Source organism: Acinetobacter sp. ANC_7503, from assembly GCF_056780035.1.
On record NZ_JBWYJA010000003.1, the window covers coordinates 88,182 to 106,514 of the forward strand.

15 protein-coding genes are annotated in these 18,333 nt (G+C 41.0%); 6 read left to right on the forward strand and 9 right to left on the reverse strand.

Going from position 1 to position 18,333, the window contains the following annotated elements; all coding sequences use genetic code 11:
• Nucleotides 1–37 precede the first annotated feature (37 nt).
• A complete protein-coding gene (locus AC1M9M_RS05575; RefSeq protein WP_481595831.1) occupies nt 38–2,932 on the reverse strand; it encodes a valine--tRNA ligase in 2,895 nt (964 codons plus the stop codon).
• 187 nt (nt 2,933–3,119) lie between these two features.
• Between AC1M9M_RS05575 and AC1M9M_RS05580 the strand changes: the two genes are divergently transcribed.
• Nucleotides 3,120–3,800 (forward strand): hypothetical protein, encoded by a 681-nt coding sequence (locus tag AC1M9M_RS05580; protein ID WP_481595832.1) that lies wholly within the window; start codon nt 3,120–3,122, stop codon nt 3,798–3,800.
• A gap of 18 nt (nt 3,801–3,818) precedes the next feature.
• A complete protein-coding gene (locus AC1M9M_RS05585; protein WP_481595833.1) occupies nt 3,819–4,625 on the forward strand; it encodes an SDR family NAD(P)-dependent oxidoreductase in 807 nt (268 codons plus the stop codon).
• Between the two features lie 162 nt (nt 4,626–4,787).
• Here AC1M9M_RS05585 and AC1M9M_RS05590 read toward each other — a convergent pair whose 3' ends face one another.
• The 8 genes from AC1M9M_RS05590 to sdsA all read right to left on the reverse strand — a co-directional run bounded on the left by AC1M9M_RS05590 (nt 4,788) and on the right by sdsA (nt 15,419).
• Complete coding sequence (locus tag AC1M9M_RS05590) at nt 4,788–5,228, reverse strand: YbjQ family protein (RefSeq protein ID WP_092766865.1); 441 nt, start codon at nt 5,226–5,228, stop codon at nt 4,788–4,790.
• 9 nt (nt 5,229–5,237) lie between these two features.
• On the reverse strand, nt 5,238–5,588 hold the full coding sequence (locus tag AC1M9M_RS05595; protein WP_092766864.1) for a YbjQ family protein: 351 nt from the start codon (nt 5,586–5,588) through the stop codon (nt 5,238–5,240).
• Nucleotides 5,589–5,686: 98 nt separating this feature from the next.
• The gene (adeK, locus tag AC1M9M_RS05600) at nt 5,687–7,138 is read right to left on the reverse strand and encodes a multidrug efflux RND transporter AdeIJK outer membrane channel subunit AdeK (RefSeq protein WP_035267849.1); all 1,452 of its coding nucleotides are present in this window, start codon (nt 7,136–7,138) and stop codon (nt 5,687–5,689) included.
• Entirely contained in the window at nt 7,138–10,314 is a 3,177-nt protein-coding gene (locus AC1M9M_RS05605) for an efflux RND transporter permease subunit (protein WP_481595834.1), read from the reverse strand. Before AC1M9M_RS05605 ends, adeK begins: the two co-directional genes overlap by 1 nt.
• 12 nt (nt 10,315–10,326) lie before the next feature.
• Nucleotides 10,327–11,568, reverse strand: a complete 1,242-nt coding sequence (locus tag AC1M9M_RS05610; protein ID WP_481595835.1) for an efflux RND transporter periplasmic adaptor subunit — start codon at nt 11,566–11,568, stop codon at nt 10,327–10,329.
• Complete coding sequence (locus AC1M9M_RS05615) at nt 11,568–12,203, reverse strand: phosphatase PAP2 family protein (RefSeq protein WP_035267854.1); 636 nt, start codon at nt 12,201–12,203, stop codon at nt 11,568–11,570. The genes AC1M9M_RS05610 and AC1M9M_RS05615 overlap by 1 nt, the downstream gene beginning before the upstream one ends.
• A 163-nt stretch (nt 12,204–12,366) precedes the next feature.
• Nucleotides 12,367–14,418, reverse strand: a complete 2,052-nt coding sequence (locus AC1M9M_RS05620; protein ID WP_180027964.1) for a site-specific recombinase — start codon at nt 14,416–14,418, stop codon at nt 12,367–12,369.
• A gap of 23 nt (nt 14,419–14,441) precedes the next feature.
• A complete protein-coding gene (gene sdsA, locus AC1M9M_RS05625) occupies nt 14,442–15,419 on the reverse strand; it encodes an All-trans-nonaprenyl-diphosphate synthase (RefSeq protein WP_035267858.1) in 978 nt (325 codons plus the stop codon).
• A gap of 407 nt (nt 15,420–15,826) precedes the next feature.
• Here sdsA and rplU point away from each other — a divergent pair, with 407 nt between their 5' ends.
• The 4 genes from rplU (at nt 15,827) to AC1M9M_RS05645 (ending at nt 18,227) form a co-directional block, all read left to right on the forward strand.
• Nucleotides 15,827–16,138, forward strand: coding sequence for a 50S ribosomal protein L21 (gene rplU, locus AC1M9M_RS05630; protein ID WP_035267860.1), 312 nt, complete (start codon nt 15,827–15,829; stop codon nt 16,136–16,138).
• Between the two features lie 19 nt (nt 16,139–16,157).
• The gene (gene rpmA / locus AC1M9M_RS05635; protein WP_035267862.1) at nt 16,158–16,415 is read left to right on the forward strand and encodes a 50S ribosomal protein L27; all 258 of its coding nucleotides are present in this window, start codon (nt 16,158–16,160) and stop codon (nt 16,413–16,415) included.
• Between the two features lie 217 nt (nt 16,416–16,632).
• Entirely contained in the window at nt 16,633–17,331 is a 699-nt protein-coding gene (lolA, locus tag AC1M9M_RS05640; protein ID WP_481595836.1) for an outer membrane lipoprotein periplasmic chaperone LolA, read from the forward strand.
• Between the two features lie 110 nt (nt 17,332–17,441).
• Nucleotides 17,442–18,227 carry an RsiV family protein gene (locus AC1M9M_RS05645; protein WP_481595837.1) on the forward strand — a complete coding sequence of 262 codons (786 nt, stop codon included), beginning with the start codon at nt 17,442–17,444 and terminating at the stop codon, nt 18,225–18,227.
• Nucleotides 18,228–18,333 lie beyond the last annotated feature (106 nt).

Sequence of the window (18,333 nt, forward strand, 5' to 3'; positions counted from 1 at the left end):
TCACTAGGAGGGGATTTTATATCAAACTAACAACACCTTACAGCGCCGCAATTTGCTCCATATTCGCTTTAATTTTCGCTAACTGATCAGCAAACTCAGCAAGTTTTACTTTCTCGCCTTCAACCACAGCAGCAGGTGCTTTCGCCACAAAACCTTCGTTAGAAAGTTTGTTGGCAATTTGGTCATGCTGTTTCTGAACTTTGTCTAAGTCTTTTTGCAAACGACCCAATTCCGCTTTAGGGTCAATTAAGCCCTTCATTGGAACGAATACAGATACATGACCTACAACAGAAGAAGATGACAATGGCGGTTGTTCAGCATCGCTTAGGAAGGTAATGCTTTCAACTTTAGCCAATGCTTTAAACAACGGTTCAATACGTGCGATTTGCGCTTTCTCGCTATCCGTCGTGTTTTGAAGCAGAACAGGCAACAAGCGAGCATTACCTAAGCCCATCTCACCACGGATATTACGTACCGCCCCAATCAAACCTTGCAGCCATTGCATATCTGCTTCAGCTTGTTCATTGATAAGCGCTTGGTCAGCAACAGGGTACTGTGCAAGCATAATTGTTTCGCCAACGATGTTCAGTTTTGGCGCAAGTGTCTGCCAGATTTCTTCTGTTAAGTACGGCATCAACGGATGAGCCAAACGTAAAGACGCTTCCATTACTGAAAGAAGCACACGACGTACTTCAGCTTTACGCTCAACCGATACGTTTTCATCATTTAGAACAGGTTTCGTCAGCTCGACATACCAGTCACAGTATTCATTCCAAATGAACTCGTAAATTGCTTGTGCAGCCAAGTCTAAACGATACGTTGCAAATGCTGTTTGCACTGCTTGTTCAGCTTTTTGTAGACGGCTTACGATCCATTGTTCAGGCAATTCCCAAAGGTCTTGACGCACCTCTTGACCAATCACTTGCTCTTCACAGTTCATCATCACGAAACGGGTAGCGTTCCAGATTTTATTCGCAAAGTTACGGTAACCTTCAACACGTTTCATGTCGAATTTAATGTCACGACCCGTGTTTGCAAGCGCACAGAATGTGAAACGAACTGCGTCTGTACCGTAAGATTGAATACCTTCTGGGAATTCTTTACGGGTTGATTTTTCAATCTTCGCTGCTTGTTTCGGGTTCATCAAACCTGTTGTACGTTTTTGTACTAAAGTTTCAAGATCAACACCGTCAATCAAATCTAGTGGATCAAGCACGTTGCCCTTAGATTTAGACATTTTCTGACCTTCACCATCACGTACCAAACCGTGTACATACACAGTTTTGAACGGCACTTGTGGCGTACCATCTTCATTTTTCATGAAGTGCATCGTAAGCATAATCATACGAGCAACCCAGAAGAAGATGATGTCAAAACCAGTCACCAATACATCAGTAGGGTGGAAGGTATTTAAGAAATAGTTTTCTTTATCTTTCGCTTCGTCACCTGTCCAACCTAAAGTTGAGAATGTCCAAAGACCCGATGAGAACCATGTATCAAGTACATCTTCATCTTGATCTAATTGAACATCGGCAGGAATGTTGTTTTTCTCACGAACTTCAGCTTCATTGCGACCAACGTAAACATTGCCTTCCGCATCGTACCAAGCAGGGATACGGTGACCCCACCACAATTGACGAGAGATACACCAATCTTGAATGTTGTTCATCCAAGCCATGTACATGTTGCTGTACTGCTCAGGTACGAACTTGATACGGCCATCTTTTACGGCTTTGATTGCAGGTTCAGCAAGCGGTGCAATCTTCACGTACCATTGGTCTGTTAATAACGGCTCAACGATTACACCTGAACGGTCACCGCGAGGTGGCTTCAATGTGTACGGTTGAATTTGGTCTAACCAGCCTTCAGCTTCCGCTTGCTCTACTAACTTTTTACGCGCTTCAAAACGCTCTAAACCAATATAGTCCGCAGGTGCAGGAATGGTTTTAGAAATTTGCTCGCCCGCTTTTGCGATATATTCAAACTCAGCCAACACTTCAGCATTTTTGTTGAAGATGTTGATGATTGGCAATTCGCAACGTTTACCTACTTCATAGTCATTGAAGTCATGTGCAGGGGTGATTTTTACACAGCCTGTACCGAATTCTTTGTCAACATATTCATCTTTAACGATTGGAACAGCACGACCTGTGATTGGTAGGATAATGTTTTGACCAACTAAAGCTGCATAGCGTTCATCATCAAGCGCAACAGCAACCGCTGTATCACCTAATAATGTTTCAGGACGAGTCGTTGCCACAACGATATGATCTTTACCATCGTGCGTGCGAAGTGACTTATCTTCAAAGAAGTATTTGAAGTGCCACAATGAACCTTGTTCTTCTTTATCAGACTCAACTTCAAGGTCAGAAAGCGCAGTTTGGAGTTTTGGATCCCAGTTAACAAGGCGTTTACCACGGTAGATCAAACCATCTTCGTGAAGTTTTACAAACACTTCTTTCACAGCATTTGATAAACCTTCATCCATGGTAAAGCGTTCACGTGACCAATCAACAGACGAACCTAAACGACGAATTTGACGGGTAATATTACCGCCAGATTGTTCTTTCCATTCCCATACTTTTTCGATGAATTTCTCACGACCCAAGTCATGACGGCTTACGCCTTGCGCACCTAACTGACGCTCTACAACCATTTGCGTTGCGATACCCGCATGGTCAGTACCTGGTTGCCAAAGCGTGTTAAAACCTGACATACGCTTATGACGTGTCAAAGCATCCATGATGGCATTGTTAAAACCATGACCCATGTGCAAGCTACCAGTGACGTTTGGTGGCGGAATCATGATACAGAAAGACTCGCCTTTTTCAGACGGCTTAAAGTAACCGCGTTCTTCCCAAGTTTGGTACCATTTTTTCTCGATCTCGGTCGGATCGTAGGTTGTAGCAATATTTTGCGCTGAATCAGTCATAGTTCGAACAGATCAAAAGTAGATAAAAAATTGCATCTATTGTAGCAAAAAAAATGCATGGAGAGGCACGTTAAGCAAATGCATTCTCGTTTCAAATCCCACACAATCGAACAGTAATTGATTTTGAATAACACTAAAGCCAGCGTCAACTCGCGGAATCGGCCTGACAATAAAGGATAACAATCGCATGACCTATACTATTTCTTTGCGCTTACAACCTGAAACTTATCAGCAATATCAAACCATTCACCAAAAACTCAATACAGGAGATCGTGAAGCGCAAGCTAAAATTCTTGGAGATAATCTGTCCAAAATTGCTTGTGAGATTATTGATCAAGCCTTTGGCACACTGGTCAAAGATTCTAATGCAAAGGATCAAGACTCAGCAAAAGTATTGAAACAAGTGCAAGATGCAATCTTGAAATACATGCCTTGGTCAGTATCTTTTTTTGGTAATGATCGCTTAACGCCTATGGTGAATCATGTACAAAGTTTGATGTATGAACAAGATGGAAAATACTATATTTCATACCCAGTTGAAAAAGTTATTGTGAATGAGTTACTGGGCTGTGCAGAACGTATGCGTGAAGGTCAAAATCAATATGTTGCTCCCGGCTTAAAAGCCTTCACTAAAGTGGTTGATCAAGGCGTTACGAGCTTAATTCGTGAACCTAAAAAAATGCTGAAATTTAATATGGTGGTGGATAAAACCTTAAATGGTGTGATCAGTTTGACCACAGGATTAGGGTATAAGCGATTTGAAAATTTAAGCAAAATTCATGATGCACAAAGTATCGTGAAGTACTTTGACCATTTTTTGGTTTTTCTTGATAATGAAGGACAGCAAAAAGCAAAATTAAATGCTTAAACCATAAGGATAAAGGGAATGGCAAAGTTGGAACAGCTTGATCAGAAAGTGGTGTGGATTACAGGTGCATCATCGGGTCTTGGTAAAGCGTTGGCTGCTGAATGTGCCAGCTTAGGGGCACAGGTTATATTGACGGCTCGTCGTTTTGAAGAGCTGGAAACGGTAAGACAGTCTTTGGCACACCCAGAACGACATATTTCCATTAAAGCGGATATCACAGATGAATCACAAGTTCGTCATGCTTATGAACAAGTTCTCCAACAAAAGGGACGTATTGATTGGTTAATCAATAATGCAGGTCTATCACAACGTGCATTAATTAAAGACACGACCATGCAAACTGAACGTGCGATCATGGAAGTTGACTATTTCTCTCAAGTTTTTTTAACCAAAACGGTTTTACCGACTTTTCAGCAACAAAAGTCAGGACGAATTGCCTTTATCTCAAGTGTCGCTGGGTTATTGGGCACACAATATCGTGCGACTTATTCGGCAGCCAAAGGTGCGATTCATATGTGGGCGAATAGCTTACGTGCTGAAGTTGCGCAAGATGGTGTGGGTGTCTCGGTAATTTTCCCGGGATTCGTGAAAACCAATGTATCCTTTAACGCTTTAAACGGTGAAGGAAAGCCCCAAGGTTATCAAGATGAGGCTATTGAAAATGGTTTAGAAGCAGAGGAATTTGCTAAACAAACCGTACAGGCATTATTGAAAGGGGATGAGTATATTATCGTGGGTGGGGCAAAAGAAAAATTAGGCGTCTTTATTTCACGATTATCACCAGCAATACTGTATCGAATGATCCGAAAAATGAAAGTAAAGTAATTTTTAATGATCGTGACCCGCGTATCGATGAGAAAAATTTTATCAACTATGTCTGGTTTTCTATCTCAATGATCATGCGAGCGATAAGGGGTTTGAAGACTCCTCAAATAAAGTATAGGGCTTGAGTGACTACTACATCCCTGTAAAGAAAAAGAGAGACTTTTAGTCTCTCTTTTGTATAGCAGTTCCGTAAGCGAATACTTCAACCATTCCACCTTGAAGTCCTAAATCTGTGGTGCTGAGTCTTAACCCTAAGATTTCAGTTGCGCCCATTTTTTCAGCTTCAAGTTTAAGTCTAACAATAGCTTCACGTCTTGCACGTTCAACAATACTTTCATAACTGCGTAAGCGTCCACCAAAGAAATTTTGGATTTGCGCAAGTACAAACTTAAAATAATCATGCGAAATCACAACATTACTGCTGATCATTTGTCCATGGTTTTCAGAAGTTTTAAAACGCTGACTATCTAACTTGATATAAGCTAAGCGCGCTTCTTGTTCATCAAGTTGCTTAAGATGCTTTTGTTCATTATAGCGACCAAATCCAAATCCAATACAAAATAGGATGAGAAAGATAACCACCTGAAAAATGATACCATCCATAACGAATCCTTAAGAGGTGAATGGATCAGGAATTTTAGGTGCATTCGGTGTGACATACACAGCTGTGCCATAAACAAATAATTCGGAAGCACCTTGGGTAATATTGGAAGTCGAGAAACGAATTCCGACAATCGCATTCGCCCCTAAGCCACGCGCTTTATCAATCATACGGTTCATTGCTTCTTGACGAGACTCTTCAAGTAATTCCGTGTATGCGGTAAGTTCTCCACCGACGATATTCTTAAGTCCTGCGAGTAAATCACGTCCAACGTGTTTACTTCTGACGGTACTACCATATACCACGTCAAATTGTTGTTGAATTTGATGACCAGGTACAGATTCTAAATTACTTAACAGCATGTGATTGAAGTCGTTATAAAAAGGATAATTAATGACAAAATAACAGTATTTGGGACAATAAAAAAGCCCACCGAAGTGAGCTTTATTCAAACAAAAAATTACTTCTTGTCGTATTTTAAATCTGAGCTTGAAGGCTGATAAATCACTTGATCCGTAGTATTAGTTTTTAAGCCACCACCGAGTGATTTATAGAGCTCGATTTGGTTGTTAAGGTTCGCTTGTTCAAGCAGCAATAAACCTTGCTCAGCACTATACGATGTACGTTGCGCATCTAATACAGTTAAGAAACTGTCAATACCAGCGCGGAAGCGGGCATTTGAGAGTTTGTAGGTTGTATTGGTCGCATCAACTAAACGGCGTTGTGCAGTTAAACGTTCACCGATATTTTGACGCACTGCCAAAGCATCATTCACTTCACGGAACGCAGATTGAATTGATTTTTCATAATCAGACAATGCGATCTGTTGCTGTGTTTCAGAGACTTTAATATTGGCACGACGTGTACCCCAGTCAAAGATTGGTATATCTAGACTAGGACCAACAGACCAAACAAAAGCGCCAGACTTGAATAAATCACTTAAGTCTGTTGATGCATAACCTGCTGAACCTGTGAGGCTAATGGTTGGGAATAAACGCGCTTTTGCAGCACCGATATTCGCACCAGCCGCACTTAGCTGATATTCAGCCGCTTTAACATCTGGACGGTTGTTGAGTAGATCACTTGGCAAACCAGCCGCAAAAGCAGTGGTTGATGTCACACGTGTGATTCTCTCTTTAGGCAATAAATTGTCAGGTAGTGGTTGACCTACAAGGAGGTTTAACGCATTAACCGCTTGTGCAATTTGAGTCTTGTATTCAGCAACATCACCACGTGCCGTCTCAACAGAAACTTGAGCCTGACGAAGCGGAACTTCACTGTCGATTCCCACATCAAAACGTTTTTTGTTGAGATTGTAAGATTCAAGTTGAGCTTTTAGCGTCTGTTCAGCGAGCTTAAGATTCGCTTGCGCATATGAGTAAGCCAACCAAGCTTGAGCTGTTTGGCTAATCAAGGCAATTTGAGTGGCATCACGTGCGCTTGCAGTTGAAAGATAAGTGTCTAGGGCATTGTCTTTCAAGCTTCTAACACGACCCCAAAAATCAATTTCATAAGCCGTTAAACCTAAACCTACATTATAGGTTGTTACTGGGCTTGGCGAATTGACCGTGTCTTGTCGTAAAACACCACCACTTGCACCAATCGTAGGCAATTGATTGTTTTGGCTGATTTGAAATTGTTGACGTGCTAATTCGATATTTAGCGTCGCTTTACGAAGATCACGGTTATTTGCCAAGGCTAAATCCAAAACTTGGATTAAGCGTTGATCTACAAAAAAATCCTTATAACCTTGCTCCGCAATAGATGGACCAGAAGCATTGCCAAGATAACTTCCTGGAATATTGGCTTGAGTGACCGGTTCTGGACCACGCATGCTTTGACATGCTGTCAAAGCAAGCGCAATTGCAGATACCGCAATGCTACGACCTGTAATAGACCATACGTTTTGCATCACGAAATTTGCTCCTGTTTATTTTGTTTTGGTTTTGTTTTAAAGATACTTCGGATCCATACGTAGAACACTGGAATAAAGAAGATCCCTAAAAGTGTTGAGCTGATTACACCACCAAGTACACCATAACCCACGGAATGTTGACTTCCTGCACCTGCGCCAGAAGCGAGAGCTAGAGGAAGAACACCAAAACCGAAAGCCAATGTGGTCATAATGATTGGACGCAAACGCATTTTCGCGGCATGCAAGGTTGCTTCGAAGAGTTCTTCACCTTGATCTTGAAGCTCTTTCGCAAATTCTACAATCAAGATCGCATTCTTCGCGGACAAACCAATCACGGCAATAATCGCCACTTGGAAGTAGATGTTATTTGAAAGGTTTGGATCTTTCAAAATAATCATTCCCAAGAATGTTAAAGCAAGTGCACCAACAATACCCAATGGCACAACCATGAGTACAGAGAATGGGATAGACCAACTTTCATATAAGGCTGCCAAGCAGAGGAAGACAATCAATAACGAAAGAGCATAAAGGAATGGTGCTTGTGCGCCAGACTCACGTTCTTCAAGAGATAAACCAGTCCATTCGTAATCGAAGCCTTGTAAGCCCATTGAAGGAAGCTTCGCAATGATTTCTTCAACCGCTGCCATTGCATCACCCGAACTCACACCTGGAGCTGGAGTGCCTGTAATGTTCATGGAAGAAACGCCGTTATAACGCTCTAAACGTGGTGAACCATAAGTCCATTCGCCTGTTGCGAACGCTGAGAATGGAACCATCGTACCTTGGTTATTGCGGACATACCACTTGTCTAAGTCTTCAGGCATCATACGAGAGCTCGCTTCACCTTGGACATACACTTTTTTCACACGACCACGATCGATGAAGTCATTAATGTATGTACCACCCCATGCCATACCCATCGTACTATTGATTTCAGCAATGCTGACTCCCATAGCACCTGCTTGAGCATGATCGACGATGACACGATATTGAGGCGTATCTTCTTGTCCGTTAGGACGAACACCTGTTAAACGCTGATCTTGAGAAGCTAAGCCGAGTACAGCATTACGTGCTGCTAATAATTGCTCATGACTTTGACCTGCAGCTGCTTTTAACTGTAGGTTAAAGCCTGCACTCACGCCCAACTCCGGCATTGCTGGAAGTTGAAGAGGCATGATATAGCTGGCATCTTTCACAATCATATTCAGTGCCATACCACGTTGGATAATGGCACCGACCTGAGATTCAGGAGAGGTACGGTCTTTCCAGTCTTTCAACTTAATGAAGGCAAGACCCGCATTTTGACCAATACCCGTGAACGAGAAACCAGCAACACTAAATACAGATTCAACATGTTCTTTCTCGTTGTTGAGGAAGAAGCCTGTCATTTGATCAATTGTTTTACCTGTTCGTTCAAGCGTTGCATTCGGTGGAAGCTGAACGAGAGTCATCACCACACCCTGGTCTTCATCTGGTAAGAATGAAGAAGGAAGGTTGACAAACAACCAACCCATCACAGCAATCACAACACCATAAACCAATCCTGCAAATAGCTTGGCATGTGTTAAACGGTTTACGCCGTTTTGATATTTCACCGAAATTTTGTCAAAACCATTGTTAAACCAACGGAAGAAACGGGCAAAAATGTTATTGCTTTGAGGTTTGTTGGCATCATGTTTTTTCAACATGGTCGCACACAATGCAGGGGTAAAGGTTAATGCAACAATCAATGAAAGGATCATTGCTGTAACGAGTGTGATAGAGAACTGACGATAAATTACACCTGTCGTACCCCCCATGAATGCCATAGGTACGAATACTGCAGTTAAGACAGAGGTAATACCAATCAATGCACCAGAGATCTGTCCCATCGACTTTTCAGTCGCTTCCACAGGCTCAAGATGCTCTTCTGTCATCACACGTTCAACGTTTTCTACGACGACAATCGCATCATCCACCAGAAGACCAATGGCGAGAACCATAGCGAACATGGTTAATGTGTTGATCGAGAATCCGAACATGTTGATCACGGCAAATGTACCCAATACAACCACTGGAACAGCCATTGTTGGAATAATGGTTGCACGCCAGTTTTGTAGGAACAAGAACATGACCAAGAATACGAGGATAATCGCTTCAATTAAGGTTTTCACAACACTTTTAATTGAGAGCTCAATAAATGGTGTTGTATCAAATGCAAGTTTGTCCACCATACCTGTTGGGTAATTTGGACGTAATTCTTTTAAACGATCTTCAATCGCTTGGGCTGTATCTAATGCGTTTGCACCCGTTGCCAAACGAATCGCTACACCACCTGCAGGTTGACCATTAAATTTAGAGTCAAATGCATAGTTATCTGCACCTAATTCAATTTTAGCGACATCACCTAAACGAACTTGTGCACCATTTGGTGAGTTCTTAAGGAAAATATTTGAAAATTGTTCAGGTGTTTGTAAAAGACTTTGAGCAGTTACAGTCGCATTTAAAACTTGACCTTGTACAGAAGGTGCACCACCTAACTGACCTACCGCCACTTGCGCATTCTGAGTTCTTAATGCATTTGCAATATCACTTGGTGTAACTTGCAAGTTGGCCATTTTGGATGGGTCCATCCAAATTCGCATAGCATATGAACCACCAAATACTTGCACTTCACCCACACCAGTCACACGGCTAAGTGGTTCAGAGATATTTGAGTTTACATAGTCTTTAATGTCATTTGCATCTAATGCATCTGACTCAGAATAAAACGCAATAACTTGTAAGAAGCTTGCGCCAGACTTAGTAACTTTTAAACCTTGACGTTGTACGTCTTCAGGCAAAAGTGCAGTCGCTGATTGAAGTTTATTTTGAACTTGTACCTGTGCAATATCAGGATCGATACCTTGTTCAAAGTTTAGAGTAATGGAAGCTTGTCCATTACCAGCACTGTTAGATGAGATGTAACGTAACCCATCCAAGCCATTCATTTGTTGTTCAATAATTTGCGTTACTGTGTTTTCTACAGTTTCAGCAGATGCACCCGGATATGTTGCAGAAATCGATACCGTTGGGGGTGCAATCGTTGGGTATTGCGCAATTGGCATCTTGGTGAGGGATAAAATACCCGCCAACATGATGACCAATGCAATCACCCAAGCGAAAATTGGGCGATGGATAAAAAAGTGAGCCATTCAGTCTACTCCTTATGCATTTGAAGTAGCTTTTTGTTCAGATTGAGCTGCTGGCTTTGTTTGTTGACCATCTTTGCCGGCTTGAGGTGCTGCAGCTTGAGGTTGATAAGGTTTAGCTACAACTTGTTGTTCAGGTTTAACTTTCGCCACACCATCTACAATGACCTTGTCACCTGTATTTAGACCTTTGGTCACAATCCAATCTTTACCTTGCACACCTGCAGTCTCAATTGGACGTACTTCAACTGCACCTTTCGCATTCACGATCATCGCAGTCGCTTGACCTGTTGGTGTACGGGTCACAGCCGCTTGAGGCACTAAAATCGCATTAGGAATTACACCTTGCACAATTTGAGCATTAGTGAACATTCCTGGCAATAATAATTGATTCGGATTTGAGAACACAGCACGTAGGGTAACTGTCCCTGTTTCTGGATTTACACTTGCATCAGAGAATGCAAGATTACCTTCAATAGGGTAGATGCTGCCATCTTCAAGTTTTAAACGAACTTTAGTATTGTTGCTGCGGTCGATGCTGCCTTGACTCAACTGTTGACGTAAACGAAGAAGCTCAGCACTTGATTGGTTGATATCGACATAGATTGGATCAAGCTGTTGGATTGTTACCAATGCTTCAGGTTGATTAGCCGTTACCAATGCACCTGCAGTCACACTAGAGCGACCTGATTGCCCTGAAATTGGTGAGCGAACAGTAGAATAACCTAAGTTAATCTGCGCATTTTTCACCGCTGCTTCTGAAGCTGCAACATCTGCTTGTGCCAATTTAACTTGTGCTTGTAGATCATCAAATTCTTGCTTAGACACAGCATTGATACCGACAAGTTGGCGATAACGGTCAGCTTTAACTTGAAGCGCATTGAGATTGGCTTTTTGACGAACTAAGGCTGCTTTTGCACTGTCTAAGTTCGCACGGTTGGTATTTGCATCAATTTCGTACAGAGGTTGTCCTTCACGCACAAAACTACCTTCAGCAAACAGACGCTTTAAAATCACACCGCTTGCTTGCGGACGTACTTCAGAAATTTGATAGGCTGAAGTTCGACCCGAAAGCTCGACAGTTTGTTCAACACTTTGTGGTTGAGCAACGATGACACCAACTTCAGTTGGCGGCATTTGCTGTTGTGCAGCGGCTTGCTCTGCATCTTTTGGATCTTTGCTACAACCCACAAGTGCAATACTTGTTGCAAGAGCACAAGCAGTGAGGGCAGGGGCCCAAAGCTTTGCCGACATCATTATTCCACCTCGTTAGATTTTTCTCTAAAAATAATTGTTTGCTTTGCTATCCGTTGTGATAGGACTAACCACAGTATAGTCAGCCATATCAACGCAATACTCCAACCTGCAACAACATCTGTCGGGTAATGAGCACCGAGATAAACCCGTGAAAAACCCATGCCAACAAACCATATACAGGCAGCGACGAAAATGATTCTACTTTGATGATGGTTTCGAAAGATCATGATCATCAAACCAGCAATCACTGCTGCATAGAGACTATGTGCGCTTGGAAATGCGGCTCCATAAGTTTCAACGATTTGATAAATTGCATTTGGACGAGGTCGGTCGAAAGCATATTTGAGTAACCAGCCAAGACAGGCACCACCAACGAGACCAAGTGAGATAAATAGACAGTTAGCATATTGTTTTAATCGCCATTGCTGTAAGGTCCAAATCGCCACGCACATCAGCATGATCGGTAAACCGCCAACATGAGACAATAAAACCGCAATTCCATCTATGAGGGGATTGCGGTGTTGACTCATCCATGAAACAGCAGTGAGATCGAGCTGTTGTATCGTTGGAATATAGATTCCTATACTACTTATCGTTATTCCTAAACAACCTATTAAAATCAGTAAGTAAGGCATATAAAATAACCTGAGTTATATTATAGTCGCATACATTTATTGCATGAATGCGTCAAAGTGTACTCGCCAGTACACTTTTTTTCAAGTCAGTGTAAAAGCATAATTTATAGTAATTTCATTACAATGTGCATCTTATTTTTAGCACAAAAAATAACACTAATATCTAATGAGAAGATTTCTTTGGTGAAATTGGATCTTCGACCTCTAAAGGTTGTTTGGGGGGCCAGAAAAAGTCCATTGGTCGTGTAACAAAGTGAGTAAATACTAATTTTGCCAGAGGTTTCCATTGTTCAAAACGAACACGTCTTGCGCGTAATGCCACAATAATAGTGAGACTAAAGCTGACAAATAAGTTGGTCAAACCAATTAATAATACACCAAGGAATGAAACAATAATGAGCCCTATTTCAGGCGTGCCATTGATACTCAATAGGCCCTGCATAAAGTTTGCTGAAGCAAAGGCAATATGACGAATATCTAAAGGCAGACCAAGAATAAAGCCAATTGTCCCCATGCTGCCTAGCATGATTCCGAACAGGAAATTCCCGGCTAGTGCTCCTAAATTACGTTCAATATAGTTTGCAAACTTTTCCAGTCTGTCAGCACCTAGCCAGTTTTTTAAGCGATGATGTGCTTTTAAGCGAGGTCCGACTTTACGATACACTGCCATGTTGTCGAAGTAACCTGCGATCAAACCAGATAAAAATAGACATACACCTGCAATAGCTGCATGTGGGACTGCTAGGGATGTAAAAGGATTTAAACTATGAAGTAAATATGTTGCTTTACTGTGATTGAGTAATTGTTCACCCAAAATCAACGGCCACATCATGGTGATCAATGCTGCAACCGGGATTGCAATGGAAATATTGCCGAGAATAGCGACAAACTGCGTACGGATAATATTGATAATCAGTGCAGCAAGTTCTGCGATTTGTGCAGTTCGAGACCCTTTCTTTTGTTGAACTGTCGCGGCTAGGGCAGCTGCAGTCATAGCAGGTTGTTTGGTTGCAACCGTAAAATGGAGTACATGGATCAACATGAAACCTAATGCATAGTTCATGCTATACGCGAAGGCTTGCATGATAGGTGCCATGGCGATGCGCGCAGTGAGAATCTTCAAGGTCGCCATGATAGCGATAATGACGCCTGCACCTGCGGCTGATTTGTACATACTGAAGAAACCAGCTTTATTGGTACTTACATAATGTTCGCCAGTTTTACTGGCATTTTCAGTGACTTGTAATGCGATTAATTCACTGTTTGTTTTTAAAAGCTCTCGAACACTTCGCTCCTCATAGTGAGCCGCAACTAAATCTTGACATAACTCAGCGAGTGCTAAGTATTGAACTTTTCCAGTTTCAGTCAATAAGTTCAGTAATAGTTCAATACGATCTAAACATTGCTCAAGCAAAGACAATAAATAAGTGAGACTTAAACTCACCCCAATTCTTTTCGTAGCACGACGAATCTTCAAAACGACATCGCGGCACTGCTCGATCATCACCAAAGCCTGGTTGGCGTCGGGTACGACCATTTCAGTAAGATCATCAGCTTCACTATAATGTTTTTTGTATAGCTCAATAAATTCAATGATTTCACGATTCTGCACCAAAAAAGGTGACTCATATTCAGTCAGTTCTGGTTGTGCATTAATAAACTCAGGATAAAGTCCAATACCGCTGATACGGTAAGATAAAACTGTAATGGCTTTAATCATGTCGCGTTTGATGCCAAATTTTGCATCTAAGCTGCCATTACTTTGATTGACAATCTGAAAAAACTGAATCCATTGCTGATCTTCAATATTTTCTAGCCAATATTTATCGCTACGTAAATGAAAGACACGGAAGACTAAATCTTTTAGATCAGTTTCATCGGTCAAAAGGGGAAGAACATGCGCTCCCATTCGTTGACCCAACTGATTCCAAAAACCATCTAGAGAAAGAATCCCACTGTCCGCATAAATAGTGGTTTGTTTATAGCGATTGATCAGATGAACGATATAGGCTTGAAAAGTGGTGGCAGCAGTCGGCGTAATTAATAACGCTTGTATCAACGCCTGAAATTTTTGATTAATTTCTTCTAGGTTATAACTGTCTGATGGACGGATGCGATTAACGAGTTCAATGAGTATGTTTTCGTCTGGAGCAGCTTGATGATGGTCAAGTTGCTCCTGCATTTGTTTAAAAAGATCATTAAAGTTTATATGCATACGCAAATTTTTTTAGTTGAAGTTTATTGGATTCGATCTAATGCTAATTGCGCCAAATTATCAAGCGCTTGACGATAAATACTTTCAGGCAGTTGTAACAATGCCTCACGAGCTGCTGTAGTTTCTTCAACAGCACGTTCGCGACAGTAATCTAGTGCACCAGAGTTTTGAACAATTTGAATCACTTGATCCAAATGTTCAGTACCACCTGTAGTGATGCTACGACGGATAATATCGTGCTCTGCTCCAGAAGTTTTTTGTAGAGCAGCAATCAGTGGCAGTGTTGGCTTACCTTCCATTAAGTCATCGCCAATATTTTTACCAAGTGTTTCTGCGTCAGAGGTGTAATCGAGTATGTCATCTATGATTTGAAATGCATTCCCGAAATGACCTGCGTATTTTCTGAGTGCTTCACGATATTGATGTTGATTGGCAAGAATCGCAGCGCCTTCAGTCGCCAATTCAAACAAACGAGATGTTTTGCCGTGAATAATATCTAAATAAGTCGCTTCAGTGGTTTCAGGTTGATGTTGAGATTGCAGTTGAAGTACTTCTCCTTCAGCAATTTCACATGTTCCTGTTGAGAAGTCTTTTAATAACACCATATTGTTCAAATCTACGAGCAAATCGAAAGCTCTAGAAATCAGGAAGTCTCCAACGAGGACAGCGGTTTGGTTATTCCATGTTGCATTCGCTGTAGGACGACCACGGCGTAACCCAGACTCATCTACGACATCATCATGTACCAGTGTAGCGGTATGCAGCATTTCAATAATTGCAGCTAACTTTTGGGCATGCTCTAGGTTAGTTTCACCGCAAGCGCGAGCAGCCAATAAACACATAATAGGACGCATGCGTTTACCACCTGCCTCAACCACATGTTTGCTGACTGACATCACCAAAGCAACTTTAGAGCTGATTCCTTCATTAATAAGTTGGTCCATCGCAGCAAAGTCTGTAGCAACAGGTGCGAGAATGTCTTGCTTAAAATCGATGGCCATAACAATGAAGTCCTTATACAAACAGTAGATGTTACTCAGCTAGTGTAACAATTTAAGTGAAAGTTTTGGTCGCTTTGCCACATGAATATGCATGATTTTCTTAATGTTGTTCAGTTTCTATTCATGTTTGTGATTTAATCTTCATAATACCAATAAAACTTGATACGTTATTTGATATTCGAAGTAGTTCATTTTGTGAATAAATATAGTTTAATCAATCAGCAAATTGTTATTTTCATGTAAGAAATAGATATTTCGGGATGAAAGTTAACTTTTAGACAAAAGACCTTGTTGTTTATTTCATTATCACTTAAAATCTTTGCCCTTGAATAACCCCCAGTGGCGTTCGTTTTAAGATCGATATATTCCTTTATCGGCACGACGACACGGGCCTGTTGGAGTACATTATGTACGCAGTAATCCAAAGCGGTGGTAAACAACACCGTGTTGTTGAGGGTGAAACCCTTAAAGTTGAATTATTGAAAGCTGAAACTGGTTCTACTATTACGTTTGATGACGTATTAATGTTAGTGAACGGTGATAGCATTCAAATTGGTGCTCCAGTTGTTGCTGGTGCTAAAGTAACTGCTGAAGTAGTTAGCCATGGTCGTCACGACAAAATCCGCATCATCAAAATGCGTCGTCGTAAACACTATCGTAAACAACAAGGTCACCGTCAATGGTTCACTGAGTTGAAAATTACAGCTATTTCAGGCTAATTACGAGGAGTAAATAGACATGGCAACTAAAAAAGCCGGTGGTTCGACACGTAACGGTCGTGACTCAAATCCTAAAATGTTAGGTGTTAAAATGTTCGGTGGTCAAGCTGTGACTGCTGGTAACATTATCGTTCGTCAACGTGGTACAGAGTTCCACGCTGGTGCTAACGTTGGTATGGGTCGTGACCATACTTTATTTGCTACCGCTGATGGCGTGATCAAATTCGAAGTTAAAGGTCAATTTGGCCGTCGTTATGTATCTGTTGAAACTGTATAAGTTTTATCAGGCATAACCAAAAAACCCACTCTTGAGTGGGTTTTTTTATATCTGAAAGAAAGTTATTGAACTGAAGTGAATCTTCATCATGATGAAGTATTTTCAACAATTTAGCTAAATAACAATACAAAAGTTCTTATTTTCTCAATTATTAGCGATCAAATTTGGTTTAAGATGACTCCATATCAAATGATGATCAATAACAAAAGGTGGGATCATGACAATGCTTCGTAAAACGATTGGTGCAATTACAATGAGTGCTGCAATGATGGCACCAGTCGCAAGCACTCAAGTTTTCGCAGCGCCAGTGGCTGCTTCGGAGCAACAAGCGACCGCAAACTTGGTTCGTCAATTAAACGGAATAAAAAGTTTAACGGCAAATTTTGAACAAACAACGAAAGCAACTAAATCTAGTAAAGCACCACAAAAACAAGGTTTGAGTGCTCAACATATGAATCAGACTTTTACTGGGGTGATGAAAGTTGCTCGTCCAGGTAAGTTCTATTGGGAAACTACAGCACCAGCAAAACAAACAATTGTGACTTCTGGAAAGATGATTTGGATCTATGACCCAGATCTACAGCAGGCAATTCGTCAAAATATGGATGAGCAAGTTGCCAATACACCAGCATTATTATTGTCTGGTAATACCAACCAAATTATGCAGTCATATCGTGTAACACAGCCAAATAAAGCTAAAACTTATTACACGTTATATCCTAAGCAGAAAGATGGTGCCTTTCAGAGTCTGACCATTAGTTTCGGTGCAAATAAAGCGCCAAGCTTAATGATTTTAGAAGATTCATTAGGACAAACTACACACGTTAAATTTAGTAATGTGAAAGTGAATGAAGGTATTCCGGATTCAACATTTAACTTTACACCGCCTAAAGGCACAGACATTATTGACCAATAATATAAAAGCAGCGTTTATCGCTGCTTTTTTTAACTACAAATTTCAACTGAATTCATGTCATCTAGAATTTATAGTCTCTGTGTTAAACACTCATTTTTATTGGAGGCTATATGCTAAAACACATGAATCGGTTTGGAAAATTGAGTGTTATTTGTGCATCAATGATCATGTTAGGCGCTTGTCAGCCTAAATCAGATGCAGAAACTAAAAAAAGCAATGAGACTGCTGTGCAAGCAAAACAATCAGAATCTTGGTATATCGAATCGAAGAACGTCGAATTAAAGCCTAAACAGAAGCAAGTATGCGATGAGGCAGGGTGTACAGAATATTCATTCCAAACGGTTGAAACTAATCATCCGTGGATTAATACGTATTTTAAAAATCGAATTGAAAAAGCAGACCCTATACCATTCCAATCGGCTACTAAGAATACAGAGACAACTACTGTGGATCCGCTGAAGTTGAGTCAGAGTCAGACTGTGGTACGTTATTTAAGTCAACATCAGAATATAGCGAGTTTTGAATATCTGAGCTATGTATATCCTGCTGGTGCAGCACATGGGATGTACCACAAAGAATATGTTCATTTCGATTTAAAAACTAAAAAAAGAATAGCACTACAAGATTTAATTGTGAAAGGTCAAAATAAAAAGCTATTAGAAACACTTTATAGTGCTAATAGTATGTGGCTTACAGATCACAATATTGAACAAGATAAACTCGAATTAAGTGACAATTTCTATTACGGAGTTGATGGTATCGTCTTTGTTTATCCGCTGTATGAACTCGCGTCCTATGCTGAAGGAATGTCTGAACTCACTTTACCTTATGAGAGTGTGAATGGTTTGATACAGTCAGAATATCTTCCAAACCTACCCAAACTCGCTGCTGAGTAATTGACTCTATTTTAATTTGATTCAATAAGCTTCAGCTGTCAGCGCTTCGACTGTATTTTTTTCAACGAAGCGCTTACACTATAGGCAGTTTTTTTCCCTGAAAAGA